This window comes from Pokkaliibacter sp. MBI-7, assembly GCF_029846635.1.
Lineage (GTDB): Bacteria > Pseudomonadota > Gammaproteobacteria > Pseudomonadales > Balneatricaceae > Pokkaliibacter.
The window spans coordinates 1775245-1801196 of sequence record NZ_JARVTG010000002.1; the positions used below are offsets into that span (position 1 = coordinate 1775245).

The 25952-nt window shown below is 58.6% G+C and carries 25 protein-coding genes; 13 read left to right on the forward strand and 12 right to left on the reverse strand.

Annotated features, from left to right (window positions below; translation table 11 throughout):
* The first annotated feature begins 1 nt into the window (after nucleotide 1).
* From QCD60_RS27690 to QCD60_RS27725, 8 genes are all read left to right on the forward strand, one after another.
* Nucleotides 2–652: a TetR/AcrR family transcriptional regulator gene (locus tag QCD60_RS27690; protein ID WP_279790353.1), complete on the forward strand. Its 651-nt coding sequence runs from the start codon at nucleotides 2–4 to the stop codon at nucleotides 650–652.
* Nucleotides 653–753: 101 nt separating this feature from the next.
* Nucleotides 754–1737 (forward strand): XdhC family protein, encoded by a 984-nt coding sequence (locus QCD60_RS27695; protein ID WP_279790355.1) that lies wholly within the window; start codon nucleotides 754–756, stop codon nucleotides 1735–1737.
* A gap of 528 nt (nucleotides 1738–2265) precedes the next feature.
* Nucleotides 2266–2730: a MarR family transcriptional regulator gene (locus tag QCD60_RS27700; protein ID WP_279790358.1), complete on the forward strand. Its 465-nt coding sequence runs from the start codon at nucleotides 2266–2268 to the stop codon at nucleotides 2728–2730.
* Nucleotides 2731–3010: 280 nt separating this feature from the next.
* Nucleotides 3011–4219 (forward strand): ABC transporter substrate-binding protein, encoded by a 1209-nt coding sequence (locus QCD60_RS27705; RefSeq protein WP_279790361.1) that lies wholly within the window; start codon nucleotides 3011–3013, stop codon nucleotides 4217–4219.
* A gap of 350 nt (nucleotides 4220–4569) precedes the next feature.
* Nucleotides 4570–6504 carry an ABC transporter permease gene (locus QCD60_RS27710; RefSeq protein ID WP_279790364.1) on the forward strand — a complete coding sequence of 645 codons (1935 nt, stop codon included), beginning with the start codon at nucleotides 4570–4572 and terminating at the stop codon, nucleotides 6502–6504.
* Entirely contained in the window at nucleotides 6501–7274 is a 774-nt protein-coding gene (locus tag QCD60_RS27715; RefSeq protein ID WP_104152064.1) for an ABC transporter ATP-binding protein, read from the forward strand. Before QCD60_RS27710 ends, QCD60_RS27715 begins: the two co-directional genes overlap by 4 nt.
* Before the next feature lie 10 nt (nucleotides 7275–7284).
* Nucleotides 7285–8067, forward strand: a complete 783-nt coding sequence (locus tag QCD60_RS27720) for an ABC transporter ATP-binding protein (protein WP_279790368.1) — start codon at nucleotides 7285–7287, stop codon at nucleotides 8065–8067.
* Nucleotides 8068–8351: 284 nt separating this feature from the next.
* Nucleotides 8352–9032 carry a phospholipase gene (locus tag QCD60_RS27725; RefSeq protein ID WP_279790369.1) on the forward strand — a complete coding sequence of 227 codons (681 nt, stop codon included), beginning with the start codon at nucleotides 8352–8354 and terminating at the stop codon, nucleotides 9030–9032.
* 9 nt (nucleotides 9033–9041) lie between these two features.
* On the opposite strand, the gene QCD60_RS27730 is transcribed toward QCD60_RS27725, so the two are convergent.
* The 5 genes from QCD60_RS27730 to QCD60_RS27750 form a co-directional block, all read right to left on the reverse strand.
* The gene (locus QCD60_RS27730) at nucleotides 9042–10043 is read right to left on the reverse strand and encodes an AraC family transcriptional regulator (RefSeq protein WP_279790371.1); all 1002 of its coding nucleotides are present in this window, start codon (nucleotides 10041–10043) and stop codon (nucleotides 9042–9044) included.
* A gap of 14 nt (nucleotides 10044–10057) precedes the next feature.
* Entirely contained in the window at nucleotides 10058–10831 is a 774-nt protein-coding gene (locus QCD60_RS27735; protein ID WP_279790373.1) for an SDR family oxidoreductase, read from the reverse strand.
* Between the two features lie 165 nt (nucleotides 10832–10996).
* The gene (locus tag QCD60_RS27740) at nucleotides 10997–11449 is read right to left on the reverse strand and encodes a hypothetical protein (protein ID WP_279790374.1); all 453 of its coding nucleotides are present in this window, start codon (nucleotides 11447–11449) and stop codon (nucleotides 10997–10999) included.
* Nucleotides 11450–11823: 374 nt separating this feature from the next.
* Nucleotides 11824–12498 (reverse strand): hypothetical protein, encoded by a 675-nt coding sequence (locus tag QCD60_RS27745; protein WP_279790376.1) that lies wholly within the window; start codon nucleotides 12496–12498, stop codon nucleotides 11824–11826.
* A 34-nt stretch (nucleotides 12499–12532) separates the two neighbouring features.
* A complete protein-coding gene (locus QCD60_RS27750; RefSeq protein WP_279790377.1) occupies nucleotides 12533–12844 on the reverse strand; it encodes a cupin domain-containing protein in 312 nt (103 codons plus the stop codon).
* 397 nt (nucleotides 12845–13241) lie between these two features.
* Between QCD60_RS27750 and QCD60_RS27755 the strand changes: the two genes are divergently transcribed.
* The 3 genes from QCD60_RS27755 to QCD60_RS27765 all read left to right on the forward strand — a co-directional run bounded on the left by QCD60_RS27755 (nucleotide 13242) and on the right by QCD60_RS27765 (nucleotide 16279).
* Entirely contained in the window at nucleotides 13242–14225 is a 984-nt protein-coding gene (locus tag QCD60_RS27755; RefSeq protein ID WP_279790379.1) for a tripartite tricarboxylate transporter substrate-binding protein, read from the forward strand.
* Nucleotides 14222–14671, forward strand: coding sequence for a tripartite tricarboxylate transporter TctB family protein (locus tag QCD60_RS27760; protein ID WP_279790381.1), 450 nt, complete (start codon nucleotides 14222–14224; stop codon nucleotides 14669–14671). The genes QCD60_RS27755 and QCD60_RS27760 overlap by 4 nt, the downstream gene beginning before the upstream one ends.
* Before the next feature lie 72 nt (nucleotides 14672–14743).
* The gene (locus QCD60_RS27765; protein ID WP_279790383.1) at nucleotides 14744–16279 is read left to right on the forward strand and encodes a tripartite tricarboxylate transporter permease; all 1536 of its coding nucleotides are present in this window, start codon (nucleotides 14744–14746) and stop codon (nucleotides 16277–16279) included.
* 685 nt (nucleotides 16280–16964) lie between these two features.
* On the opposite strand, the gene QCD60_RS27770 is transcribed toward QCD60_RS27765, so the two are convergent.
* From QCD60_RS27770 to QCD60_RS27780, 3 genes are read right to left on the reverse strand one after another with little or no spacing between them, the layout of a single operon-like run.
* A complete protein-coding gene (locus QCD60_RS27770; RefSeq protein WP_279790384.1) occupies nucleotides 16965–18005 on the reverse strand; it encodes an ABC transporter substrate-binding protein in 1041 nt (346 codons plus the stop codon).
* On the reverse strand, nucleotides 18002–19405 hold the full coding sequence (locus QCD60_RS27775) for a sensor histidine kinase (protein ID WP_279790385.1): 1404 nt from the start codon (nucleotides 19403–19405) through the stop codon (nucleotides 18002–18004). Before QCD60_RS27775 ends, QCD60_RS27770 begins: the two co-directional genes overlap by 4 nt.
* Nucleotides 19406–20074 carry a response regulator gene (locus QCD60_RS27780; protein WP_279790387.1) on the reverse strand — a complete coding sequence of 223 codons (669 nt, stop codon included), beginning with the start codon at nucleotides 20072–20074 and terminating at the stop codon, nucleotides 19406–19408. It lies immediately after the preceding gene.
* 278 nt (nucleotides 20075–20352) lie between these two features.
* On the opposite strand from QCD60_RS27780, the gene QCD60_RS27785 reads away from it, so the two are divergent.
* Both QCD60_RS27785 and QCD60_RS27790 read left to right on the forward strand, forming a co-directional pair.
* The gene (locus QCD60_RS27785) at nucleotides 20353–20958 is read left to right on the forward strand and encodes an HD domain-containing phosphohydrolase (RefSeq protein ID WP_279790389.1); all 606 of its coding nucleotides are present in this window, start codon (nucleotides 20353–20355) and stop codon (nucleotides 20956–20958) included.
* 165 nt (nucleotides 20959–21123) lie between these two features.
* Nucleotides 21124–22179, forward strand: coding sequence for a nitronate monooxygenase (locus QCD60_RS27790; protein ID WP_279790390.1), 1056 nt, complete (start codon nucleotides 21124–21126; stop codon nucleotides 22177–22179).
* Here the strand turns inward: QCD60_RS27790 and QCD60_RS27795 are convergent.
* From QCD60_RS27795 to QCD60_RS27810, 4 genes are read right to left on the reverse strand one after another with little or no spacing between them, the layout of a single operon-like run.
* Nucleotides 22176–23288, reverse strand: a complete 1113-nt coding sequence (locus QCD60_RS27795) for an ABC transporter permease (RefSeq protein ID WP_279790391.1) — start codon at nucleotides 23286–23288, stop codon at nucleotides 22176–22178. The genes QCD60_RS27790 and QCD60_RS27795 overlap by 4 nt on opposite strands.
* Nucleotides 23278–24225 (reverse strand): ABC transporter ATP-binding protein, encoded by a 948-nt coding sequence (locus tag QCD60_RS27800; protein ID WP_279790393.1) that lies wholly within the window; start codon nucleotides 24223–24225, stop codon nucleotides 23278–23280. Before QCD60_RS27800 ends, QCD60_RS27795 begins: the two co-directional genes overlap by 11 nt.
* Nucleotides 24218–25216, reverse strand: coding sequence for an HlyD family efflux transporter periplasmic adaptor subunit (locus QCD60_RS27805; RefSeq protein WP_279790395.1), 999 nt, complete (start codon nucleotides 25214–25216; stop codon nucleotides 24218–24220). The genes QCD60_RS27800 and QCD60_RS27805 overlap by 8 nt, the downstream gene beginning before the upstream one ends.
* Nucleotides 25213–25857 (reverse strand): TetR/AcrR family transcriptional regulator, encoded by a 645-nt coding sequence (locus QCD60_RS27810; protein WP_279790397.1) that lies wholly within the window; start codon nucleotides 25855–25857, stop codon nucleotides 25213–25215. The genes QCD60_RS27805 and QCD60_RS27810 overlap by 4 nt, the downstream gene beginning before the upstream one ends.
* Nucleotides 25858–25952 lie beyond the last annotated feature (95 nt).

The window sequence follows — 25952 nt, forward strand, 5'->3', positions numbered from 1 at the left end:
AATGACCACAAGTGACCTGCCACTGGGCAAACGCGCCCAGCAAGCCAAAGATACCCGCGACAAGATCCTCAAGGCAGCCGTCAGGATCTTCGCCAAAAATGGTTACGCAGGTGGACGCATCGAGAGCATCTCCAAGGCGGCCGCATCCAATGACCGCATGATCTACTACTACTTCGGCAGCAAGGAGAAGCTGTTCATCGAGGTGCTGGAGCATATCTATCTGCAATTCAATCAGGCCGAGCGCAAACTCAAACTGGACCTTGCCGACCCGGCAGAAGCCCTGCAGCGCATTGTCGAGTTCACCTGGAGTTACTACCTCAAGCACCCTGAGTTCGTGCTGATTCTCAGCACTGAAAACCTGCACCGGGGCAAGCACTCGAAGAAGTCCGCCAATATCAAAACAATCTCCAGCAGCATTCTGGCCAACCTGGCGCCGGTACTGGAGGCAGGCCAGCAACGCGGCCTGTTCCGTAAGGATGCTTCAGCCCGCAATCTCTATCTGACCATTTCGTCGCTGACCTATTTCTATAACTCCAACCAGTACACCCTGAGCGTCTTCATGGATGAAGACTTCGCCAGCAGCACTTTCCAGCAGGAATGGCTGGCACATATCAAGGATGTGGTCATGCGCTCGGTACTGATCAGTCTCTAGCAGCTCGAACTTAACGCTGATCGCCATTTGATGAAGCAGACACTTCATTAAAAATGAGCATGAAAGCTGCATGACTTCTGGCATTGCACAGGAGATGAGTTATGCAGCCACTCGATTTGGTTGTCATCCGCCAGGCCCGTGAGTGGCTGGAACAGGGTCAGCGTATCTGGCTGGCGACAGTGACGGGCACCTACGGCTCTTCCCCCCGTCCGCCCGGCTCCATGCTGGTCGTCAACGCAACCGGTGAGCACTGTGGCTCCCTGTCCGGTGGTTGTGTGGAAGCCCATTTCATTGATGCCGTGCGTGCCGATACCTGGCCTGCAGCGCTGACCACGGTCAGCTATGGCGGAGTAGCTACCGGCCACACACCTGAGGTCAGCCTCCCCTGTGGCGGCAGCCTCGACATACTGATCGAGCGTTTTGACTCCCCTGCCAGAACACCTTTTAGTGACGACTCTCCGCTGCAGCTACTGCAGCGTATGGAGGCCGCCCTGAGTGGCGCTGCGGGCCTGATCCGCAGTATCGACCTGCAACAGGGAACCACCAGCCTCAGCCCCGACCTCAGTCAGGGGCTGCGGGTGCAGCGTCAGGGGCAGCAACTGCAGATCCGGGTCGGGGCACTTTACACCCTGCTGATCGCAGGGATTTCCACGGTTTCCCGTTACTGTGCCGAGTTTGCCCTGACGCTGGGTTTTACAGTGATCGTCTGCGATCCGCGCCCCGAGCTGTGCGAGCAGTTCACACTAGCGGGCGTGCAGCTGCTGAACATCCTGCCGTCACGCTATCTTGAGCAGCACGGTGCCCATCAGCACACCGCCATTGTTGCCCTGACTCACGACCCGCGCATTGATGATCTGGCCATGATGGAAGCGGTGCTGACTCAGGCGTTTTATATCGGCGTCATGGGTTCACAACGTACCTCCGATCATCGCCGCGAACGGTTGCGCCGTATCGGCGGCCTGTCAGAGCAGGAGCTGACGCGCATTCATGCTCCTGTGGGTATGGCGATTGGCAGCAAAACTCCTGCTGAAATCGCGCTGTCCGTCATGGCGGATATACTGCGTGTCCGCAACGGCTGCCCCTGAATAGCGTTAAATCCGACGATCAGCCGTATCTGCAGCTGATCGCCCGACACACTCGCGGGTAGCGGCTGCCATCCACACCGTGGCTTTCAACTCCTGCCACAACCCTTGCCAGAATAGCAGCAGCCACTCGCCCCATTACCCCTGGAAGCCTCTTTCAGCCGCTTTAGATCAAATCACATTAATAACGTATACATTGCTATTTATATAATTATAACGCCTACCTGACAGCTTCCCCTGCACCTACAAAGCAAGAATCGCAGCATTACTTAACTACCCAACCTTTCTCACCACTTTGTTAATAATGTACACACCATAATTGCACCAAGTTGTAGCGGCCTGCACCATACTGATGCCGGTCAATGTCGAAAATCCGAAAAAGCGCTATGGCAACGCCCTGTTCCTGAGACGGCTCCCGCCATTTTTTTGTTTGCCCTGATTTTTTTTTCGCCGCTATACTTGCCGACAAAATAGAGTGAACACTCCATATTTTTATCTGCCCCACCTTTTTCGCAGAGACAGAAGCTTCACATGTCAGAACAGCTAACCAGTCAGCCAGACTACGAGTTTACCGAGCAGGTAGGACACCTGCTGCGCAAGGCATACCAGCGCCACGTCGCCATCTTTCAGCAGCATGCCAGTGACCGTCAGCTGACGGCACCGCAGTTCGTGGCCCTGTGTACCGTGCGTGATCAGGGGCCATGCTCGATTACCGATATTGTCAAAGCGACGGATATTGATCAGGCCACCATGCGTGGCGTCGTCGACCGCCTGCGGGCACGGGAGTGGATAGCGCTGTCCACTGACCCCAGCGACAAACGCAAGGTGGTGATAGAGCTGACGGACAGTGGCAAGACCTTACTGACAGAGATGATCCCCTGCGCCAGGGTCATTACCGAGCACACCATGGGCAGCCTGAACCCTGCAGAACGCGTGGCTTTGCTGTATCTGCTCAAGAAGATGTATGAGCAGGACCTGCCCGTGGAGAGCGAGTAAGTCGCGCTCCCGCTCCTCCTGCCGCTCACCTTGTTACTGCCTTTATTGCCTCTCGCCTGCCTCGCCTGCGGTTACGGCCAGTTCGCTCACTGAGTGTTCTGGCCTGCTCCTTGCATTGACTCATGTAGTAAGCACTACATGAAATTCAGCCCCTCTGCTGAGTACTGTGCTTCCTTGAATACCCGCTTCATACGTTGAATTACCAGGCAGCCACATCGCCAACCGACCAACCCGTTCCTTGCCGTGAACAGGAACACCCACGAAGCCTGCAGGAGATACAATGAAGACATTTCTCAGTACCCTGACCCGCGTCAGCATGCTGTCTGCCGCCGTATTTGGCGCTGGCCACACACTGGCCGCTGACACTATCAAGCTGGGGGAAATCAACAGCTACAAAGCGATGCCTGCCTTCCTTGACCCGTACAAGAAAGGCTGGGGACTGGCGCTGGAAGAAATCAACGCTCAGGGAGGCGTACTGGGAAAACAGCTGGAAGTGGTCTCACGTGATGACAACGCCAACCCCGGCGATGCCATTCGCGTCGCCGAGGAACTGCGTGCCCGTGAACAGGTCGACATGATTTTCGGCGGCTTCCTGTCCAACACCGGTCTGGCCCTGACCGACTACGCCAAGCAGCGCAAGATCGTCTATCTCGCTGCCGAACCCCTGACCGACAAAATGGTCTGGCAGAATGGCAACAAGTACACCTACCGCCTGCGCCCCTCTACCTATATGCAGGTAGCGATGCTGGTGCCCGAGGCAGTGAAGCTGCACAAGAAGCGCTGGGCGCTGGTGTACCCCAACTATGAATACGGCCAGTCAGCGGTGGAAACCTTCAAGAAGCTGCTGAAAGCGGCCCAGCCTGACGTCGAGTTCGTCAACGAGCAGGCCAGCCCGCTGGGCAAGATCGACGCAGGTGCCGTTTCTCAGGCACTGGCCGACTCCAAACCTGACGCCATCTTCAATGCCCTGTTCGGTGCAGACCTTGGTAAGTTCGTCCGTGAAGGCAACACCCGCAATCTGTTCAAGGACGTTAAGGTGGTCTCCCTGCTGACCGGCGAGCCTGAATATATCGATCCGCTGGGTGCCGAAGCGCCCACTGGCTGGGTCGTCACCGGCTATCCCTGGTACGGCATCGAGACTCCCGAGCACAAGGCATTCTTCAAAGCCTATGAAGACAAATACCACGACTATCCACGTGCCGGCTCAGCGGTGGGCTACAGCGCTATGAAGAGTATTGCGGCCGCCATCAGCAAGGCAGGTTCAACCGACACTGACAAACTGATCGCTGCTTTTAGTGGTCTGGAAGTGGATATGCCCTTCGGCAAGATCACTTACCGGGCGCAGGATCACCAGTCCACCATGGGCGCTTTCGTCGGTGAAACCGGTCTCAAGGATGGCAAAGGCGTGATGACCTCCTTCCACTATGTGGACGGCGCCAGCGTCCAGCCCAGTGATGACGACGTCAAAGCCATGCGTCCGCAGGACTGAATCCTGCATGGAACCCACGCTCAGACGCCGCTCTGACCGCGTCTGAGTAACGGTTCTGCAAGGAAGGTGCACGCAGCGGTAGCCCGTGCCGGTCAGGACAACGAGTGACTGACATAACGCCGGGCGTGCACACCTTCCTGCCACCACCGATATGACAATCACAGGTGTAACAAACACCGCTTTCCCCGGCATCGCCGGGGAGCCACAGAGCCCCGATCCTGGTCTGCTCTGCACCGACCCGGTAGCGGCGCCAGAATGGCCCGCAGCCTGCGTGCATGCACGACTCAACACGGCAGTACTGGCGGCCCTGCTCCTCACAGGGCATGCACGCCGGTAAGAGGATGACTCATATGAACTTCTCAGGTTTGCTGGTCCAGCTCCTGAATGGACTGGCCGATGCCTCATCAGTGTTTCTGGTGGCGGCAGGGTTGTCGCTGATCTTCGGCGTCACCCGTATCGTCAACTTCGCCCACGGCTCGTTCTATATGCTGGGCGTGTACATGGCCTATACCCTGGTCAGCCATTTTGGCCACAGTGTTGGCAGCTTCTGGCTGATGATTGTGCTTTCGGCCGCCGCAGTGGCGGTGATCGGCGCACTGATCGAGGTGCTGATTCTGCGTCGCATCTATCACGCGCCGGAACTGTTCCAGTTGCTGGCGACCTTTGCTCTGGTGCTGATTATTCAGGATGCCACCCTGTTCATCTGGGGACCGGAAGATGTATTTGGCCCCCGTGCGCCCGGCCTCAGCGGCTCTATCGAAATTCTTGGACGCAGCTTCCCTCAGTACAATCTGGTGCTGATGGTAATCGGCCCGGTCGTACTGGGTCTGCTGTGGCTGCTGCTCAACCGCACTCGCTGGGGCACGCTGATTCGTGCCGCCACTCAGGACCGTGAAATGGTCGGCGCGCTGGGCGTCAATCAGGCCTGGCTGTTTACCGGTGTATTTGCCCTTGGCTGCTTTCTGGCTGGTCTGGGTGGCGCATTACAGGAACCCCGCATCCCCGCCAACCTGGCGCTGGATATGGAATCCATCGGCACCGCGTTCGTCATCGTGGTGGTAGGTGGCATGGGCTCGATTCCCGGTGCTTTCCTTGCCGCACTACTGATCTCTGAGCTTAAGGCACTGTGTATTGCCATCGGCACCCTGCACCTGTTCGGCATGGACTTCGCCGTGTCCAAACTGACTCTGGTGGTGGAGTTCCTGGTGATGGCAGTGATTCTGGTCATCCGCCCCTGGGGTCTGATGGGCAAGCCACAGGCCGCCTCACGCAACAGCAATATGGCTGAAATGCCCCTGCGTCCGGCCTCAGCCGGGCTGAAGACCGCCGGTCTGCTGTTGCTGGCCGTGCTGGCACTGGTGCCACTGGCATCCGACAGTTTCCCCTACCTGACCATCCTGCTGGTGGAAATCATGATTGCCGTGCTGTTTGCCACCAGCCTGCACTTCATCATGGGCCCCGGCGGTATGCACTCCTTCGGCCATGCCGCTTATTTCGGTCTGGGTGCCTACGGCGCAGCCATGCTGATCACCCTGCTGAACATGCCTATGGAGCTGGCGCTGCTACTTGGCCCACTGGCGGCCGTCATGGGCGCGCTGGTGTTCGGCTGGTTCTCGGTGCGCCTGAGCGGGGTCTATCTGGCCATGCTGACCCTGGCCTTTGCCCAGATTGTCTGGTCGGTCATCTATCAGTGGGATGATGTGACCGGCGGCAGTAATGGTCTGGTGGGCCTGTGGCCTGCTGACTGGCTGTCGTCCCCCACCGCTTACTACTACCTGACGCTGGTGTTCTGTGTGGCGGGCGTCCTGTTGCTGCGTCGCATCCTGTTCTCGCCCTTTGGCTATGCCCTGCGTGCCGCCCGTGACTCAGCGCTGCGGGCCGACGCTATCGGTATCGACGTCAAACGGGTGCAGTGGATGGCCTTTGCCGTGGCTGGCCTGTTCGGTGGTGTGGCCGGGGCGCTGTTTGCCTTCTCCAAAGGCAGTATTTCCCCCGAGGCCATTGGCGTAGGCCGCTCTATCGATGGTCTGGTGATGGTGCTGCTGGGCGGTATTCAGACCCTGATCGGGCCGATAGCCGGTGCTTCGCTGTTCACCTGGCTGCACGACTCCATTGCCCGCGAAACCGAATACTGGAAAGCCGTGCTGGGTCTGGTGGTGCTGGTACTGGTGCTGCTTTTCCCGGCCGGTATCGTCGGCACCCTGCACCATGCCTACCTCAGCCTGCTGAGCAAAAGCCGCAAGCTGGCCAAACCCGTCGCCAAAGAACTGAAGGAGGCGCTATGACCGCTCAGCCAACGACCCTGCTCAGTGTGCAGAACATCAGCAAGTCCTTTGGTGGCGTCAAGGCGGTCAAGGGTGTGTCCTTTGACCTGCCACGGGGCCAGCTGCTGGCCTTGCTGGGCCCCAACGGCGCCGGCAAGTCCACCTGCTTCAACATGCTTAACGGTCAGCTCAGGGCCGATACCGGCTCCATCCTGCTCGAAGGTGATGAGCTGGTCGGCTGCGCCCCGCGCGACATCTGGCGCAAGGGCGTAGGCCGTACCTTTCAGATTTCCGCCACCTTTGGTTCGCTGACGGTACTGGAAAACCTGCAGATGGTACTGCTGTCTCATCACAACCAGCTGCGTCGCTGGTGGAAGCCGGTCAGCAGCTATTATCGCGATGAAGCCATGCACCTGTTGCAGCAGGTGGGCATGGAGCGTCAGGCCAACCGCGCCTGCAGCGTGCTCGCTTATGGCGATGTCAAACGGGTGGAGCTGGCCATGGCGCTGGCACATCAGCCCAAGCTGCTACTGATGGACGAGCCCACCGCCGGGATGGCGCCGAAGGAGCGTAACGAGCTGGTGGCGCTGGTCAAACGCATGGTCGTGGAACGCAATCTGGCCGTGCTGTTTACCGAACACAGCATGGATGTGGTGTTCGCCCACGCCGACCGCATGATCGTGTTCGCCCGCGGTGAGCTGATTGCCGACGGCGACAGCCATGCCATCCGCAATGACGAAAAGGTCCGTCAGGTCTATTTCGGCAGCGGCAAATCCTTTGAAGCTGCCTGAGGAGCCAGCCATGTCACAGATAGCATCCGCCAGCGGCGCATCCCGTATTCATCCGGCCATGGTCAACCCGGTCAGCAGCACAGTGCAGCCGTTGCTGGAGGTCAAAAACCTCAATGCCTTTTATGGCCGCGCGCACATCCTGTTCGATGTCAGCCTGACGGTCGGCCGCGGTGAAGTGGTCGCTCTGATGGGGCGTAACGGCGCAGGTAAGTCCACCACCATGAAAGCCGTAATGGGCCTGCTCAACCGTACTCAGGGCGATATCAGCTTCTGCGGTGAAAGCATCCGCAAGGCCAGCCCTCACCGTATCGCACAGATGGGCATGGGTTTCGTCCCCGAAGACCGGCGGGTGTTTACCGATCTGACCGTGATGGAAAATCTGGAAGTCGGCCGGCAGGCAATCCGCCAGGACGCTCCCCACTGGACCCCGGAAAAGCTGTTCAGGCTGTTCCCCAATCTGGGGGAAATGCCGCATCGCCCCGGTGGTCAGATGAGCGGCGGTGAGCAACAGATGCTGACAGTGTCCCGCACCCTGATGGGCAATCCCTATCTGGTGCTGCTGGACGAACCATCGGAAGGCGTAGCCCCCGTGATCGTCGAGCAGATGGCCAATATGATTCTGGCATTGAAACGCGAGGGACTGTCGATCCTGCTGTCTGAGCAAAACGTCCATTTTGCCGAGCTGGTCAGTGACCGCGCCTATGTGCTGGAAAATGGCCATATCCGTTATCAGGGCAGCATGGCCGAGCTGGCGGCCGATGAGGAGGCACGGCGCGCCTATCTGGCCGTCTGAGACCGCCCTCTGCCTGCTGCGCGCCAGTAACGCGGCGTGAAAAAACCTGCAGCATGCTCATTCAGGACAATGTTCCTTCAGGACAAGCAACCTCTGGACGTTCTGACCTCAGGAACGCCAGCCTTACCGCCTGCCGGGTTATCGTCAGGCGGCTTTTTTATCCCACCGCCTGCTGATTACCCGCCATTTCAGAAAGAATCCATCTTGCTCCCCCGGCTTTTTCCGCCATACCGGAAGCCCTAGGCTAAGCAGATAACATCGGCCCCACTACCAGAGTGACTATCATGGGATTTTTCTCTTCTGCTGCCGCCCTCACCACTGATCCGGCCTCAGGCCTGCAATATCGCATTGCCCCGCGCACCAGCTCAGCCGCCGCCAGAGCGCGGCTACTGCTGTTACACGGTGTTGGCGGTAACGAAGGCAATTTTGACGGTATCGCCGAACAGCTGGACCCCGATCTGGAAGTCGTGCAGGTACGCGGGCCGCTGACACTGGCGGCAGGCCAGTACGCCTGGTTTATGGTCAGCTTCCAGACCGGCAGTCCGGTGATCAACGCCGAACAGGCCAACACCAGCCGCCAGCAGCTGATCAGCCTGATTGCCAGCCTACAAAGCACCCGCTCCTTGCCTACAGTGATTGCCGGGTTCAGTCAGGGCGGCATCATGAGCGCCGGTGTTGCCCTCACCTCGCCCGCCAGCGTCAGCGGCTTTGGCCTTCTCAGTGGCCGTATCCTGCCAGAAATCGAACCCCTGCTGGCAGACAGCGCGGCACTGGCCAGCGTACAGGGCTTTATTGCTCACGGTGAGTTTGACAACAAGTTGCCGGTGGACTGGGCTCACAAGGCCACAGCCTGGCTTGAGCGTCTGGGCGTAGCTCATCAGGTCCGGCTATACCCCATGGGGCATGAGCTGAACCGGCAGGTAGTGGCTGATTTTGCCGGGTGGCTGCAGACCCTCCTCGGCTGACGGATCACCCTAGACAGGGCAGCGACCGGTGCGATAGGCGTGGGGTGAATTGCCGTGAAATGCGGTGAAGAAGCGGATAAAGGAGTTGGCATCCTGATAGCCCAGCAGGAAGGCAATTTCGCCAATGGAGAGTGTGGAGCGGCACAGATAGTGATCGGCCAGATCTGACCTGATCTGTTGTAACACCGACAGGTAGCTTGCTGACTCCTGCTCCAGCTTGCGCTGCAGCGTTCTCCGGCTTAGTGCCAGCTTGTCCGCCACCGCATCAATGGAACTCAAACCGGCTGGCAGCAGTTCAATCAGCACCGCGCGGACTTTCTCGATAAACGAACTTGAAGGCTGAAGATCAGCCAGCCGCTGGCTGAGCCCTGCATCAAAATAGCTCCACATACTGGTATTCGCCGTCAGGAACGGCTGGCGGGCGTCCTCTGCGGCAAACCACAGCGCTGGCAATGGCCCCCTGAGCAGCTTGCAACCAAAGTACTGCTGGTACGCCTGAATATCTTCGGGCAACCGAGAGACATACACCTTCAACGGCACGATGGATATACGGGTCGCCAGCCGCGCCAGTTGGGTAAAAAACACCAGCTCGGCCAGCTCCAGCATCTTCGGCATATTGCTGCTGTGTCCGTAGCAGCTGATGACGACTGCGGTATGGCGCTCATCGCTGTCAATTTCCAGCTGCAGTGGACCAATCAGGGGCTTGTACTGCTGAATCCGCCGCAGCGCCGTGTTCAGATCAGCACTGCACAGCGCGGCAAAGATCGGCGCATCAAAGGCTTCGACCGTCATATGCTGAGCCAGCAACAGCGGCAGGTCGCCACCCCGACTGGCCTTTTCCACCCCCTGCCACAGCTGGAAATAATCCAGCACGGTCAGAGTTGCGCCTTCACGGTTGAACAGATCGGCAGGCAGCCCGGCGTAGGTCAGCACGTCGCTACTGTCGATCTGCATGTCATGCAGCAGCACTCTCCAGTTGGGAGAAACACGGAAATGAGAAGCCTGTTTCATCACTGCTCCTGCGTTTATTTTTCCATCGCCTTGCGTGACATTTTCAGGATCAGTTTGCGTGGTAACAGCGGCACAATCCAGTTGAGGAGGAACCTGAGATCTTTCTGGTTGAAGGCCACCAGCTCGCCTTTTTGCATGGCCTCATAGCCACACTCAGCGGCAGAACGAGCCGATCTGGCGTGCTTCCAGAGTGTCACACCTTCAAGATTGCCGGCGGCGACAAAGTCTGTCGCCACTGCGCCCGGACACAGTGCTGTGGCAGTGACATTGTGTACCCGCAGCTCTTCCGCCAGTGCCTGTGTAAAGGAGGTAACGTAGGCTTTGGTCGCGTAATACACCGCCTGCAGCGGGCCTGGCATAAACGACGCGGTAGAAGAGACATTCAGAATTCTGCCCTTTCTGCGTTTCACCATACCTTTGACATAGTAATGGGTCAGCCTGGTCAGGCTCACCATGTTCACCTGCATCATCGCCTGCTCGGAGTCCAGACTGCGCTCAACAAACAAACCGTGCCCACCAAAGCCTGCGTTGTTGATCAGCACATCAATCTCAATGCCCGCCGCTTCCGTTCTGGCAAAGATACGCTGGGCGGCCTCAGGCTCGGCCAGATCTTCCACGATCACCAATACTTCTACACCAAACTGCTTGCGCAGCTCAGTAGCGAGGCTATTTAGCTTGTCAGCAGAACGGGCCACCAGCACGAGATTGCCCCGTCTGCTGGCGTGGATACGCGCCAATTCCAGTCCTATACCACCGGAAGCGCCTGTAATCAGTGCGGTGCTGGTCACTCTTTCTCTCCTGCCCTCTGGCTAATTAATGAATAGCTGACGAGCACAGTGTAGAGAGATCAGCGGTCGCACAAACTCGCAGACAGCGCCATTCAGCTAGCAGAGTGTGCCATTTAGAGTGAGCTGCCTGTGAAAGGAACACATACTGGGTTGCATGCACCACATTCAGGGGCTCGGAGTCATTCTCCCGATCAGCCTGATCATCGGAATGTCAGCACAGACCACTTCCAGACAATCGTCCTGCGTCACGATCATATGTGACCACTCGCCCTTATTGCCCATAAAGAAAGTGAGCGGACTTTCCCGATGCCAGCCATGGCCCTTCACTCTGAAGGTACAGCCCAGCCCTTTTGGCAAGCTACTCCAAAGTTCATCCAGACCATGTTCATCAAGACATCGAAAACCAGAGACCCAGCCATAATGCACTTCAAACAGGTTTTCCGATTCTTTATGGAAAATGCGGGCGATCAGGTCATTATTTCGATGCTTGCTGTCGCCGGCGACCTGATACTTTTTGCCATCCGAGGTCGTTAATTCCCAGTTCTCCCTTCCCCATGACAGGTCGACAAGAAACACCTTGCCGCCGGTAAAAGGCGTTTGCCATTCTTCAAATTCCATTTTTCGCCTCCAGACTGAGCAACCGCACGCTCTTTTCAAAGAATTTGACTCACAGACGCTTCATTTCCAGCTACGTTATACAGCCCCCAATCAGGGAAGCATTGCGCAGCAGCCTTTCTAATCGCGAAATAATCACCGTCAGAAACCTCCACTCCCACAGGATAATCCTTTGGTGTCATCCCTGATATTTTCCAGGCCAGCTGATCGAGCAGAGATAGAAACTCACGCTCAATCCCGCCTCGCCTTTCATTACTAAGGCGAGCAGTCTTTCAACTATTTGCCAGATATTCAATCTCCGCACTCCAACCTTTGGATATACAAGCAAATAAAAAACCAACCAACATCTTTCAAAAAATCACTTTCACGCAGCGTGGCTAATCTCGAAAGAGATTGTACTTAAATGTAGATCGGCCATTGCTGTATACAGATGACTTAGCATCTGCCGCTCTGGGTTGAAGAAAATTACTTAACTCTTCATAGCGGCAGTCAAAGTGATTTTTATTTGAAAAGGCTACATTCAGCAGCGTTTCTGACTCATATAGTTGACGCAGATTACCATCCACCACATTTGTCCCAACAAATCTGAGATCAACAAGCTCAGGAAAATCATGAATAAAATCCAGACTTTCAATTGGAGCACAGTCGTTCAAGCAGAGCACTTTCAGTTTAGACAAAGATCTAATTTCGTCTGTTATCACAAACTTCCTGCTATTACCGATATGCAGCCATTCGAGATCCTGACCCAAATCAGATATACCTGCATCACTTTCCAACTTGATACAGTAATGAAGTTCAAGCCGCTTCACTCCTCTGAATGAATCAATGCCCTGGAAATCAGTGATATTTGAACGATTAAACTTAAGATATACAGGATAATCCAGACCTTTCAGCTCCGAGAAGCACTTTGATTTTGGTTTGAAGTCGTCAATAACGAAGTAAGCTCCACCATTTGGAACACTCCATGCCTTTTCTGTCTGGTTAAAGACAGTATGGTAAAACTTTCCTTCTTCAAGCTGTTCATACCAGATAGTGTTGTAAGACCAATCCATGATAATCAACCTCTTTAAAAGACGACCTCACTGATCACACACTACCTTCCTTTTCAACCACCAGTATTCTTGCTTCACCCACTGGATGAGCGACATGCTCAGTGCCTGCGGACGCAAAGAAAATATCACCAGTATTCAGCAAGGCAGATTTCTCCAGACCATCCTCTTTAAAAAACATTTCCACAGTGCCATCAAGTACGACAAATACCTCTTCACCGTCATTTACGTGCCACTTGTAAGGCTCTTTCGTCCAGTGCAAACGCGTTGTCACGCCGTTCATATTGGCAATATTTTTCGCTCCCCAAGAGCGGTCGGCTTTAAATTGTTTAGCTCTGATAATTTCCACGTTTCCCTGCCTCAGATGCTATTGACCGAATTACCGGTTGTGTAAATCAGGCCAGCATACAACCACCCATCAGATATTTAAAACCCATGCAGACAGGGCCTGAATAACACTTCTCGGCTTTCACATACACGCCGTGCCCTGCACTGATGACATGCCTCTTTGCTGCGCTCCCTGTGTTTCTCGCTTACCGAGCATAAGTCTGCGACAGAGGGTGTCATTGATTTTCCCCATGACAGGTTCATGAAAGGTACAGGCTTTAGTATCCACTGCTGACATCGTCGATCCTTGGTCGATGTCACTGGCTGACTGACTACCGTTTACCCATAGCGGCAGCGGTTTTACTCAGCCATCTGCACAAATACAAGAACGCCAAAAGCACAATAAGAAGGAACCCTTCATGTCTGTACCTACCCTGCTGCGTCGCAGCCTGATTGCCCTCACCCTGAGCGGTGCCATCACAGCCGTCCATGCTCAGTCCGGTAACCCTGAATGTCTGGCCCCAGCCAAGCCCGGTGGTGGCTATGACCTGACCTGCCGTCTGGCTGCCAATGGCCTGGAGCAGACTCACCTGCTGGATAAGCCGATGCTGGTCAACTATATGCCCGGCGGTATCGGTGCGGTGGCCTATAACCACGTCAACGGGGTGCGCAGTGATGACCCCGACCTGATTGTCGCCGCCAGTACCGGTGCGGCGCTGAACCTGGCACTGGGCAAATTCGGCAAGCAGTACACGGCCAGTGATGTGCGCTGGGTTGGCGCGCTGGGGGTGGACTACGGTGCCATCGTGGTCAGTGCTGATGCCCCCTGGAAAGATCTGCCCGCCCTGATGAATGACCTTAAGGCCAATCCCGGTGCAGTAGCCATCGGTGCTGGCGGTACTGTCGGCAGCCAGGACTGGATGAAAGCCGCTCTGACTTCCAAAGCCGCAGGCGTAGACCCCCGCAAACTGCGCTACGTGTCGTTCGAGGGCGGTGGTGAAGCGCTGGCCGCACTGCTGGGCGGGCACATTCAGGTCTTTACCGGCGATCTGTCTGAACTGAAATCACAGCTGGATGGCGGCAAGATCCGCGTACTGGCAGCCCTGTCGGAAGATCGTGTCGGCGGCCCCTATGCCAGCATCCCCACGGCCAAAGAACAGGGTTATGACGTCGAATGGCCGATCTGGCGCGGTTACTACATGGGCCCCAAAGTCAGCGATGCGGACTATCAGGCCTGGGTCAAGCGCCTCGAAGAGCTGAACCAGAAACCGGAATTCGCGCAACTGCGTGAAGCCCGTGGCCTGTTCCCCATGGCCAAGTTCGGCAGCGACTTCGACAGTTATGTGAAGAAGCAGGTCGCTGACTTCCAGGCACTGGCCAAAGAAGTAGGTCTGATCAAATGAGTACTGCCGCCGACCGAGTTCTCAGCCTGCTGCTGCTCGGCCTGGCGGCCTTTGTCGCCGTCCAGGCCAACCAGCTCGAAGTGCCGTTCAGCTATGACCCTGTAGGTCCCAAAGCCTTTCCGATGTTGATGGCCGCCGTGCTGGCAGTGCTGGCGCTGGCGCTGCTGGTACGCCCCGGCAAGGGCAAGCCCTGGCCCCGCGGCATCCTGCTGGTCAAGCTGGTCAGTGTGCTGGTGGTTCTGGGCGCCTATGCCTGGGCCTTCTCTGCTCTGGGTTATCTGCTGGCGACTGCTGTCACCAGTGGCATTCTCGCTTATCTGTTCAACGCCGGGGCATTGCGCGCCGTGCTTGCCGGTGTACTGCTATCCATTGGCAGTTACCTGCTGTTCACCTACGCCCTGGGTATCACCCTGCCCTGGGGTCACGTGCTGCCCGCTCTGGGCTGAATGTTCAGTTGAGCCCGACACCCCGCTGCCACTACCGGTAGCGGGTGTGGAGCTATCCGCGAGGACTCTTCCATGTGGGATTTCCTTATCCACGGGTTTGGCGTAGCCATTACCCCGCTCAATATCGGTCTGGTGCTGATCGGCTCGCTGCTCGGTACCCTGTTTGGTGCCCTGCCCGGCATCGGCCCCATCAACGGTATCGCCATTCTGATGCCGCTGGCCTATACCCTTGGCCTGCCACCGGAATCAGCCCTGATTCTGCTGGCGGGTATCTATACCGGCTCCGAATACGGTGGCCGTATGTCGAGCATTCTGCTTAACGTCCCCGGCGATGCCGGTGCGGTCATGACCACCATCGACGGCTATCCACTGGCCCAGAAGGGGCTGGCTGGTCCTGCGCTCGGTCTGTCGGCGGTCAGTTCCTTTGTGGGAGCCACGCTGGCCATTGTCGGTCTGACCCTGTTCGCGCCCTTGCTGGCTATCGTCTCGGTGAAGTTTGGCCCGGCAGAATACTTTGGCCTGATGCTGTTCGCCTTCGCTTCCATGTCGGCCATGATGGGTAACGATCCGGTAAAAACCCTCATCGGTGCAGTGCTGGGCATTCTGGTGGCCACCATCGGCATCGACTCCGGTACCGGTGTCATGCGCTTCACCTTTGATATGCCTGAGCTGTATGACGGTATCGATTTTGTGGTGCTGATCATCGGCCTGTTTGCCATCAGCGAGATTCTGCTGATGCTGGAAGAGGCCTTTCACAGCAAGGGCGATGGAGCCATCGCCCCCATTGGTCGGGTCATGGTGAGCTGGAAGGAAGTGATGTTCTGCAAATGGACCATGCTGCGCTCCAGCCTGATTGGCTTCGTTATTGGTGTACTGCCCGGCACCGGTGCCTCGGTGGCCAGTGCGGTGGCCTATACCACGGAAAAACGTGTGAGTGACCGCGATGGTACGTTCGGTCACGGTGATATGCGCGGTCTGGCCGCCCCGGAAGCCGCCAACAACGCCTCGGCGGCGGGTTCGTTTGTGCCCATGCTGACGCTGGGGATTCCCGGCTCAGGCACCACGGCCATCCTGCTGGGCGCGCTGATGCTCTATAACATTACCCCCGGCCCGACCCTGTTCAGTGATCAGCCGGTGATTGTCGGTGGCCTGATCGCCTCGCTGTATATCGGCAACGTGGTGCTGCTGGCACTGAACCTGCCACTGGCCGGCGTCTTCGCCCGGGTACTGACCGTGCCCAAGTGGGTGCTGGTACCCGGTGTGGCGATCCTGTCCTTTGTCGGGGTTTATCAGCTGCACTCTGATCTGATGGCAATCTACCTGATGCTGATTATCGGTGTGTTCGGATACCTGCTGCGCAAGTTCGGCTTTTCTCTGGCGCCCATCATTCTCGGTTTTGTACTGGGCCGTCTGATGGAAGAAAACCTGCGCCGGGCGCTGGCCATCAGCGGCGGTGATGTATCGATCCTGTGGGAGTCCGCCCTGTCACTGGGCTTGTGGATTGCCGCCGTAGCGGTGATGGTGGCACCCTGGGTACTGGGACGCCGCAAAGGCCCCAGCGTCGCCCACGCAGCCGAAAGTAAGGCCGAGGAGCTGGCTGCCGATTAGTCGTTAATCAGCCTGACCCTGTCTGCCAAAGCCGGAGCCACTGCTCCGGCTTTGGCGTTTCTGGCAGAGCCACTTGCTCCGCGGGATGGCGATTGCCCGGTGCCGGTGCGGTTCGTTCCTCACCGGCACCCTACCGATGGATTGATGCAAATGCCGTAGGGGGTGGTGAGCACAGTGAACCGCACCGTGTGAATGCCCGAAGTGCCTGCCTTTACGTTGGTAACTGGTGCGCTTCGTTCCTCACCGGCACCCTAGGGAGAGATTGGTGCAGATGTCGTAGGGAGTGGTGAACGCAGCGAACCGCGCCGTGTGAATGCCCGAAATGCCTGCTTACGTTGGTAACTGGTGCGCTTCGTTCCTCACCGGCACCCTAGGGAGGGATTAGTGCAGATGTCGTAGGGGGTGGTGAACGCAGTGAACCGCACCGTGTAAATGCCCGAAGTGCCTGCCTTTACGTTGGTAACTGGTGCGCTTCGTTCCTCACCGGCACCCTACGGAGGGATTGATGCAGATGCCGTAGGGGGTGGTGAACGCAGTGAACCGCACCGTGTGAATGCCCGAAATGCCTGCCTTTACGTTGGTAACTGGTGCGCTTCGCTCCTCACAGGCACCCTACGGAGCGATTGGTGCAGATGTCGTAGGGGGTGGTGAACGCAGTGAACCGCACCGGCTTGTCACCGGATACCTAGTCTGCTGGCTGCCGCAATATCTTCAGCTCCCGGTTCCAGCGTTTCAGAAAACTTTGCCGGCGTAGCGGATCGACAAACGCAAGCAGAGTGGCATCTACCGGAATGGGATAGAGATGATCCCCTACTTCATCACGCAGACGCTGCGCGGTATAGGGGCCAATCACGTCCGGGCGGACGCTGAACAGCGGCGTCTCGCCCGCCATCACAAACTGCCCTTCCTTGCTGAGCAGGAAGTTGACGAAGCGCTGGGCGGCATCCACATGGCGCGCATTGCGATGAATCAGCGCGGTGCGCATCATCACCAGCGAATAGTCGTTGGGCACCTGCACGATGATTTCCGGGTGTCGCTGCGCCCATACCAGCGCATACGAACCGAGCAGGTTATAGCCCAGCCAGTAGCGACCGGCAGTCAGCCCTTCCAGCATGCTGCGCGTGGTGCCGCGAAAATCGGTATTGGCGGCCCCCATGGCGGCGACCAGATCCCACATGCGCGGGGTGTAGCGGGCATCCTGCTGGAACAGCATATCGCCGATACCACTGGAGTACGGTGAATAGCTGACGACCTTGCCATCCAGCTGCTGACGGTAATGAGTGAGAATATCCAGCAGGTCGCGATGGGTGCTGGGAGGCGGCATCGCCGCTGCCAGCTCCAGCCGGTAGGCAATCACAATCGGCTCGAAGGTGAAGCCAAACACCTCATTACGCCACTTCGCCCACTGTGGCCACTGCTGTGCCTCCGGCGTGGTCAGCGGCTGGGCCAGACCGTCATTACTGAGCGCCACCTGCCAGGGCATTGCTGAGCTGATCACCACATCGGGCGGATCATCACTGGCTCTGGCACGCTGCTCAACATCAATGGTGGAGCGATCACGGTAATCGATCTGAATATCACTGTTGGCCTTTTGAAAGGCGGTCAGCACAGGCTCGAAGATGTCCCGGTCCAGTGCCGCCTCCACAATCAGGGTGGCGGCCGCCGCGGGAAGCGCTGTCAGCAGCGCACATGCCATCAATGCCCAGCGCCAGTGTCTGCCTGTCATTGGTCTTCCTCCCCGTGTCCGCTTTCGGCCACGGCCAGCAGCAGGCTGACCCGCAGGCCGCTGGGCTGACAGTGACTCAACTGCAGCTGGCCATGATGGCGCTCGGCGATGGAGGCGACGATGGCCAATCCCAGCCCGGAACCACAGGTATCCTGCCGCCCGGCCCGCTCGAACGGCCGTATCAGGCTGGCCGGGTCCGGCACGCCGACACCCGGCCCATTGTCTTCAATGAACAGCTCCAGCTGCTGGTTCAGGCGACGCAAGCCAAGGGTGATCACCGTTCCCGCCGGGGTGTAACGCAGTGCATTGTCGATCAGGTTGTTGATCAGCTCATGCAACGCCCACTCCTCACCACAGACCACAAAGGGGCCACTGCCGACAATCTCGACGCCAATATCGTGATCCCGGGCATCCTGCCGCTCTGCCCACTCCAGTACGGTGGATTTAAGCAGGCGGTCGAGCGCAATACGGTCGGTGTCGGCCAGATCGACCTGATGACGCAGCCGTGTCAGATTCAGCAGCTGGGTCGCCAGCCGGCTGGTACGGTCGGTTTCGTCCTGAATGGTCGTCAGTGCCTGTTGCCAGTCGCGCGGATCAGGGCTCTTGAGTGACAGTTCGGAAATACTGCGCAATCCGGCCAGCGGGGTTTTCAGCTGGTGCGAGGCATCGGCGATAAAGCGCAGCAGGCTGTCGCGGTGCTGACGCTGACGTCCGAACAGATGATTGAGGGTGTCGGTGAGTTCATTCATTTCTTCCGGCACGTCCACCAGCAGTGGCCGGGTGTCTTCCAGCTCACGTTCCCGCAACGCTGAGCGCAGGCGCCGGATGGGCATCATCCAGGCGCGCATGGCAAAAATCAGAATCACCCCGGCAATCAGCATGGTGGCAAGAATGCGGGTCAGGGTGCGCTCGATCAGCGTGCGCGCCAGCTCATCCCGGCCAATACAGGTATGGGCCACCCACACCTGCACCGGCTCCTGCGTGTCCCATCCGGCAGAGCTGACCTCCCGCCCATGCAGGCGAATGGTTTCTCCGTGATAGCTGGCATCCACATAGACCGGTGCTTTACTGACAGCACGTTTGAGTTTGTCGGTGACGGGCAGTTCGGCATTACGGGTAATCAGCTGGCCATCGGCACCGATCAGCTCATAGAACACCCGCTCCTGCCAGCGGGTCGCCAGCACTTCCAGCGCCGAAGCGGGGATTTCGATCAGTGGCATGCCGTCTGACCACTGCATGGCCTCGGCGATGGTCAGACTGGCCGCCTCCAGCTGGCCATCCAGCGCCTGATCGGCAGAGCGGTGGGCGCTGCTCCAGGCCTCGATCAGCATCAGGCCACCGAGCATCAGCATGATGGCCAGCCACCACAGTGCCAGACTGCGCTTGAGGGAGCGGATCATCTAGCCACGTGCCTCATCAAGACGATAGCCCAGACCACGAATGGTGCGGATTTCTACGCCGCTGTCGGTCAGCCGCTTGCGCAGGCGGCTGACGTAGACCTCCAGTGCATTGGCCCCCACCGCCTCAAAGCCAAACAGACGTTGTTCCAGGGTTTCCCGCGGGACAATACGCCCGGCATGCAGCAGCAGGGATTCCAGCAGAGTGAGTTCGCGACGGGGCAGCTCGATGGGCAGCTCGTCGACATAAGCGGTGGCGGATTCGACGTCCACCCGGATGCGGCCAAAGCGCAGATGATTATCGAGGCGTTGCTGACTGCGGCGTAGCAGCGCACGCACCCGGGCCTCCAGCTCCACCAGTGAAAAAGGTTTGGTCAGGTAGTCATCAGCGCCCAGATCCAGCCCTTTGACCCGGTCTTCGAGACCATCACGGGCGGTCAGAATCAGCACCGGGGTCGCGTCCTGCCTGCGGCGAATCGCCTGTAATACGGTCAGACCGTCGCCATCCGGCAGGCCCAGATCCAGCAGCACCAGATCAAACTGGCCCATTTCCAGTGCCCTCAGGGCTTCGCCGGCTGAGCAGAAGGCATCCACTACATGGCCATGCTGGCGTAACGCCGTGCCCACGGACTGAGCCAGTAGCGGATCATCTTCGATCAGGAGTAGATGCACGTTACAGAGACCTCTGACGGGGTGATAACAACTGAAACACCCCGGTATGCGTTGCTGTTGTGGTTATGTTCATGATGGCCAGGTCTGCCCTGCTGTAGCCATTGTGCCCGCATGTCGTCCCTGTTTACCGGCAGTGCTTATGGTGTCGTTTCCCTGAGGCGAGGTCAAACCAGCACCCCGATACAGCAGCCCGGCCATGTCCCCCCCGCTTTACCCTCCGGCAAACTTGGGCTAGTTTGCGTTTTATACGCCCGCATAGCAGTTAAAAGGCACTCAGTATGGATAACATCAATCACTTCGCCCGCTGGCTCAGTCGTGCCATAGAGCAGCGAGACCTCTACACCGAGCAGCATGGTGAACGGGTCGGCCAGCTGGCTATGGAGGTGGGCAGGGCCTGTGGTTTGAGCAGTTATGATCTGGAGCTGCTCAAACTGTCTGCGGCGCTGCACGATGTGGGTAAGATCGGCATCCCCGATCAGGTGCTGCTCAAGCCCGGTAAGCTGACCGCGGATGAATATGAGCTGATGAAACAGCATACCGCCAAGGGCGAATACATCATTCTTGGCTGCGCCGAGTACAGTCATGATATTGACGCGGTCAGGAAGATCGCCGCTGCCGTGCGTCACCATCATGAGTTCTTCAATGGCGAGGGCTATCCGGATCGCATCAGCGGGGAAGACATCCCCTATCTGTCCCGCATCGTCGGCATTGTGGACAGTTTTGATGCCATGGCGACCCGCCGCGTCTATCAGAGCCAGCGTCCGCAACACCTGATCATGGCTGAACTGGAAAAGGAAGCCGGCACCAAGCATGACCCCTATATTCTGCGAGTATTTTTCGAGGTGCTGAATCGGGGCCATATTCAGTTTGAACCGGTACCCTGACGGGGCACTTTGTATCCGTCCGCAGTGACGCCATAAACAGTCACTGTGAAAGCACCCTGTATATCCATAACAACACGCCCAGCCCGCCGTCATCCGCCCCTGCACTGAGGCACCTGCGCACACCATCATCAGGTGCCCTGACGGCCCTATCAGGAACCCTTATCGATGTCAGCCCTGCTAACCCTGCTCAACACCGAGCTGCCACTGATTCAGGCGCCCATGGCGGGCGTGTCCACCCCCGAACTGGCCGCCGCCGTCTGTAATGCCGGCGCTCTGGGCTCCATCGCAGTGGGTGCATCCAGTGTTGATAAGGCACGGGACATGATCCGTCAGACCCGGGCACTGACCAGCAAACCCTTCAACGTCAATCTGTTCTGTCATCGCCCTGCAGTTACAGATGTCCGCCGGGAAAGCGCCTGGCTGGACTATCTGGCACCGGTCTTTGCCGAGTTTGAGGCGCTACCGCCAGCCCGGCTGCAAGAGATTTACACCAGCTTTGTGGCTGATAAACCGATGCTGACGATGCTGCTGGAGGAACGTCCGGCCCTCGTCAGTTTTCACTTTGGCCTGCCGGACAGTGCCACTCTCACCGCGCTGAAGCAGGCCGGCATCGTCCTGCTGGCCTGCGCCACTACGCTGGAAGAAGCCCGTCAGATCGAAGCTGCAGGTATCGATATCATTGTCGCTCAGGGGGTTGAGGCCGGCGGTCATCGCGGTGTGTTTAATCCCGAACAGGGGGATAGTGGCCTCGGTACGTTCAGTCTGGTACGCCAGATTGTCAGCCAGACGCAGCTTCCGGTGGTCGCAGCAGGCGGCATCATGGACGGCCACGGCATCAAGGGCGCGCTGGCACTGGGCGCCCAGGGTGTGCAGATGGGCACCGCCTTCGTACTCTGCCCCGAGTCGTCAGCCAATGCCGCTTATCGTGCCGCCCTGCAGAGTGATCTGGCCTATCAGACCCAAATTACCAGCGCGATTTCCGGGCGCCCGGCGCGCGGGCTGCCAAACCGGCTGTATACCCTTGGCGCCCAGAGCCCGGTGGCGCTGCCGGACTATCCCAACGCCTATGATGCTGGCAAGGCCCTGCATGCTGCTGCCAGTGCCCGGGGTTGTCATGATTTCGCCGCACAATGGGCTGGTCAGGGGGCGCCCCTGGCGAGGCCCATGCCTGCTGCGGAACTGGTGGCCACACTGGCTCGGGAAGCCGCCCTGCTCCGTTAATCCAGCCGTTTGGAAAAACGCAGGCTCGCCACGGCCAGCCCCACCAGCGTAAAGCCCAGTAGCCAGAGCACGTCATAGCCGAGGTTGGCCACCTCGGCGCCACGCAGCACAATGGCCCGCGCCATACGCATAAAGTGGGTCGCGGGCAGTATTTCCGAGATCCACTGCGCCACCTGAGGCATGCCCTCATAGGGGAACATAAAACCCGACAGCAGGATCGACGGCAACAGCACAAACACCGTCATCTGCATCGCCTGCAGCTGGGTTCTGGCGACGGTGGAAATCACCAGCCCCAGTGTCAGGCTGGCCAGAATGAACAGCAGCGCGGCCAGCGCCAGCGAGTCCAGCCCGCCTCGAATGGGTACCGCAAACAGCCGGTGGCCGACGCCAAGAATGATCCCCACCTGCACAAAACCGACCATCACATAGGGCACAATTTTGCCCAGCATCAGCTCGAAGGGCCGAATCGGTGTGGTGATCAGAAACTCCATATTGCCCTGTTCACGTTCGCGCACGATGGCTACTGCGGTGAACAGCACCATGGTCATGGTCAGAATCACCCCCAGCAGCCCGGGCACAATATTCACCACCGAGCGCTGTTCGGGGTTGAAGTACTGCACCACTTCCAGCGTGGGGACGCCTTCGCTGTGCGGGTTACCCAGCACTTCGTCCATCGGCATCTTACGCAGCCCCTTGATGGTGGAAGCCACCACGGTATCAGAACCATCCACCAGCCACTGCGCCACCGGCTCAGTCATATAATGGCCTGCGGAATAGCGCACCAGCCGCTCGCCAACATCAGCGGGGATCACCAGTGCTGCCTTGATCTGGCCATTGGTAATGGCCGTTTCCGCCTGATGTACACTGCTCAGCCGCTCGCTGAAATCCACCACCTGCGTGGCCGTGACCGCCTGAATCAACGCCCGGCTGTAAGAGGAGTCGCTCATATCCACCACGGCGGCAGGCAGATGGCGCACGTCGGTATTGATGGCATAGCCAAACAGGATCAGCTGCACCAGCGGAATCATCACGATCATGGCGAAGGTCATACGGTCGCGGGACAGCTGGCGCAGCTCCTTGACGATCACCGCCAGCACTCTACTCCACATGGTTGTTCTCCCGTGGTGCAGGGTGTGCCCGTGCACCGGTACAGGTCACGAACACATCCTCCAGACTGGGCCGCACCTCTTCCAGCGTCCGCCCTGCGATCAGCGGCTGCAGCCATTGCACCGGATCACCTTCATCGTCACGCACCAGCACCCGCAGGCGGCTGCCGATCTGCGCGGCGGACAGCACGGCGGGCTGCTGCGTCAGGCGCTGTTTGAGAGTACGCAGATCATCACCGCCCACTTCCACAACGCGCGCGCCCATCTGTGCCATCAGCTGCTTGGGCGAACCATCAGCGCGTTTGATCCCACGCTCCAGTATGGCCAGACCATGGCAGCGCTCGGCCTCGTCCATGTAATGGGTCGATACCAGAATGGTGGTGCCCTGAGCGCAGAGGTCAAACAGCCGCTCCCAGAACTCGCGCCGGTTCTCCGGGTCAACCGCGGAGGTGGGTTCATCCAGAAATAACAGTTCCGGCTGATGCAAGGTGGCCGCGGCCAGTGCCAGCCGCTGTTTCTGCCCGCCACTCATGGAGCCTGCCAGTTGCTTGTGCTGGCCGGTCAGATCATAGAGCGTCAACAGTTCCGCCACCCGCTCCCGCGCCTGCCGCCTTGGTACGCCATGAATCTGCGCGACAAAGTTCAGGTTTTCCGTCACCCGCAGGTTTTCATAGAGGGAGAACTTCTGGGTCATATAACCGATGCGACGACGCAGGCGCTCTTCATTGCCTGCCAGTGCTTCCCCCAGCACTCTGATAGTGCCTGCAGAGGGTGTCAGCAAACCGGTCAGCATGCGAATGGAGGTGGACTTGCCACAGCCGTTGGGGCCGAGAAAGCCGTAGATGGAGCCTCTGGGGATGGCCAGATCAAGGCTGTCTACCGCTTTGTTGCTGCCAAACAGCCGCGTCATACCCTGAGTTTCGACCGCCAGCTCAGTCATGGGGCAGCTCCACTTCCACCGCCAGCCCGGTGGGCAGCTCACTGCCCTGCGGCAGATCAATGTCGGTTAAATACATCAGGCGGGCACGGCCGCGCTCGTTCAGCGCATAGAACGGGGTATAGGCAGGCTGGCTGCGGATGGTTCGCACCGTGCCCGTGACACTCTGGGTAAAGCCTTCGGCATGGATGAGCACCGGCGTGCCAGATTTGACCCTGTGCAAATCGCTGGCAGGCAGATACACCCGCACATAGGGGCGGTCCAGCGCCAGTAAACCAATCAGTTGCGTGCCTGCCGCCACCCGGTCACCCACCCGCCACGGCAGGTTATCGACCACCGCCGCCTGAGCGGCCACCAGCGTCAGATCAGACAGCGCTTTCTGCTCCTGCTCAAGCGCGGCACGGGCAGCATCCACTTCGGCACTGGCCTGTTCCAGCTGTTCACTGCGCGTACCGTTGATCAGCTCACGCAGCTTTTCTTCAGCCTCTCGGGTCGCTGCGGTGGCCTTGTCACGATCCGCCCGCACCTGATCGAGATCAGCCTGCGTCAGCACCTTTTGCCGGTACAGCTGCTGGGTGCGATCAAACCGGCGCTGCGCCTCGCGACGGGTGGCTTCGCTGGCAGCCACCTGCGCCTGTGCCTGCGCCAGCTCTTCACTGCGAGCACCTTTGGTCAGCTCGGCCAGACTGGCTTCGACCTGTGCCAGCTGTGCCTGCCGTTGTGCCACCCGGGCCTGCGCGGCACGGTCATCCAGTGTCAGCAGCACGGCACCGGCACTGACCTTGTCACCTTCATGCACATTGACCTGAGTAATCAGCTCGCCAGCAGGCGCAATCAGGGTCAGGCGGTCACGCTCGATGGTGCCGTAGATGCCCCCCTCCTCTTCATTGCAACCACTCAGCCCCATCACCCATGCCAGTAAAGCCAGCCCCGCCAGCACAGGCCGGGCCGAGACAACCAGAGCAGCAGCGCTGCGTCGCCAGATAACCATCATTGCCCCTCCTTTACATCGTGGGCCAGCACCCCGTCACTGAGTACGGCCAGATGATGAGGAATCAGCCCCTGCAAGCCCTGCTGATCAAGGGTGACGCCCAACTGGCTGACCAGCGCAGGAGGAGCAATCAGAGGGAACACCATCAGGCTGACAAAACTGAGACGGGCCAGCTGGGGGTCCATATCCGCGCGCAGCCTGCCCGACGCCACCAGCCCCTTCATCAGCCATTGCTGCGACAGGCGCAGTACGTCACTGAAGATCGACAGCAGAATGTGATAGGGCTCACTGCCCTGATCTTCGTGCAGCACCTGCATAAGCAGTCGTGGCAGGCCGGGATGACTGCCGATGACGGTGTAATAGGTCTGCATCAGCTGGCTGAGATCAGCCGGTGCATCCTTACCGGCCAGCTGCTGAAACTGCGCCAGCATCGGCGCCATGGTTTCCCGCACCATCTGCTCAAACAGGCCCGGCTTGCCGCCGAAGTAATAGCGGATCAATGCCGCATCCACCCCGGCATAGCGGGCCAGCTCACGGGTAGAGACGTTCTGATAGTGTTTGGCGGTGAACAGCTGCTGCGCGGCACTGATCAGCCGCGCTCGGGCATCAGAATCCCCACGGGGACGACCGGGATTCTCAGGCATGGGACAACTCCGCATTAATTCATCTGCTGATGAAGCAATGCTAGTTAATTCCGCAGCGAGGAGTTAGGCGAATAATTCCTCATATTGACCGGGGT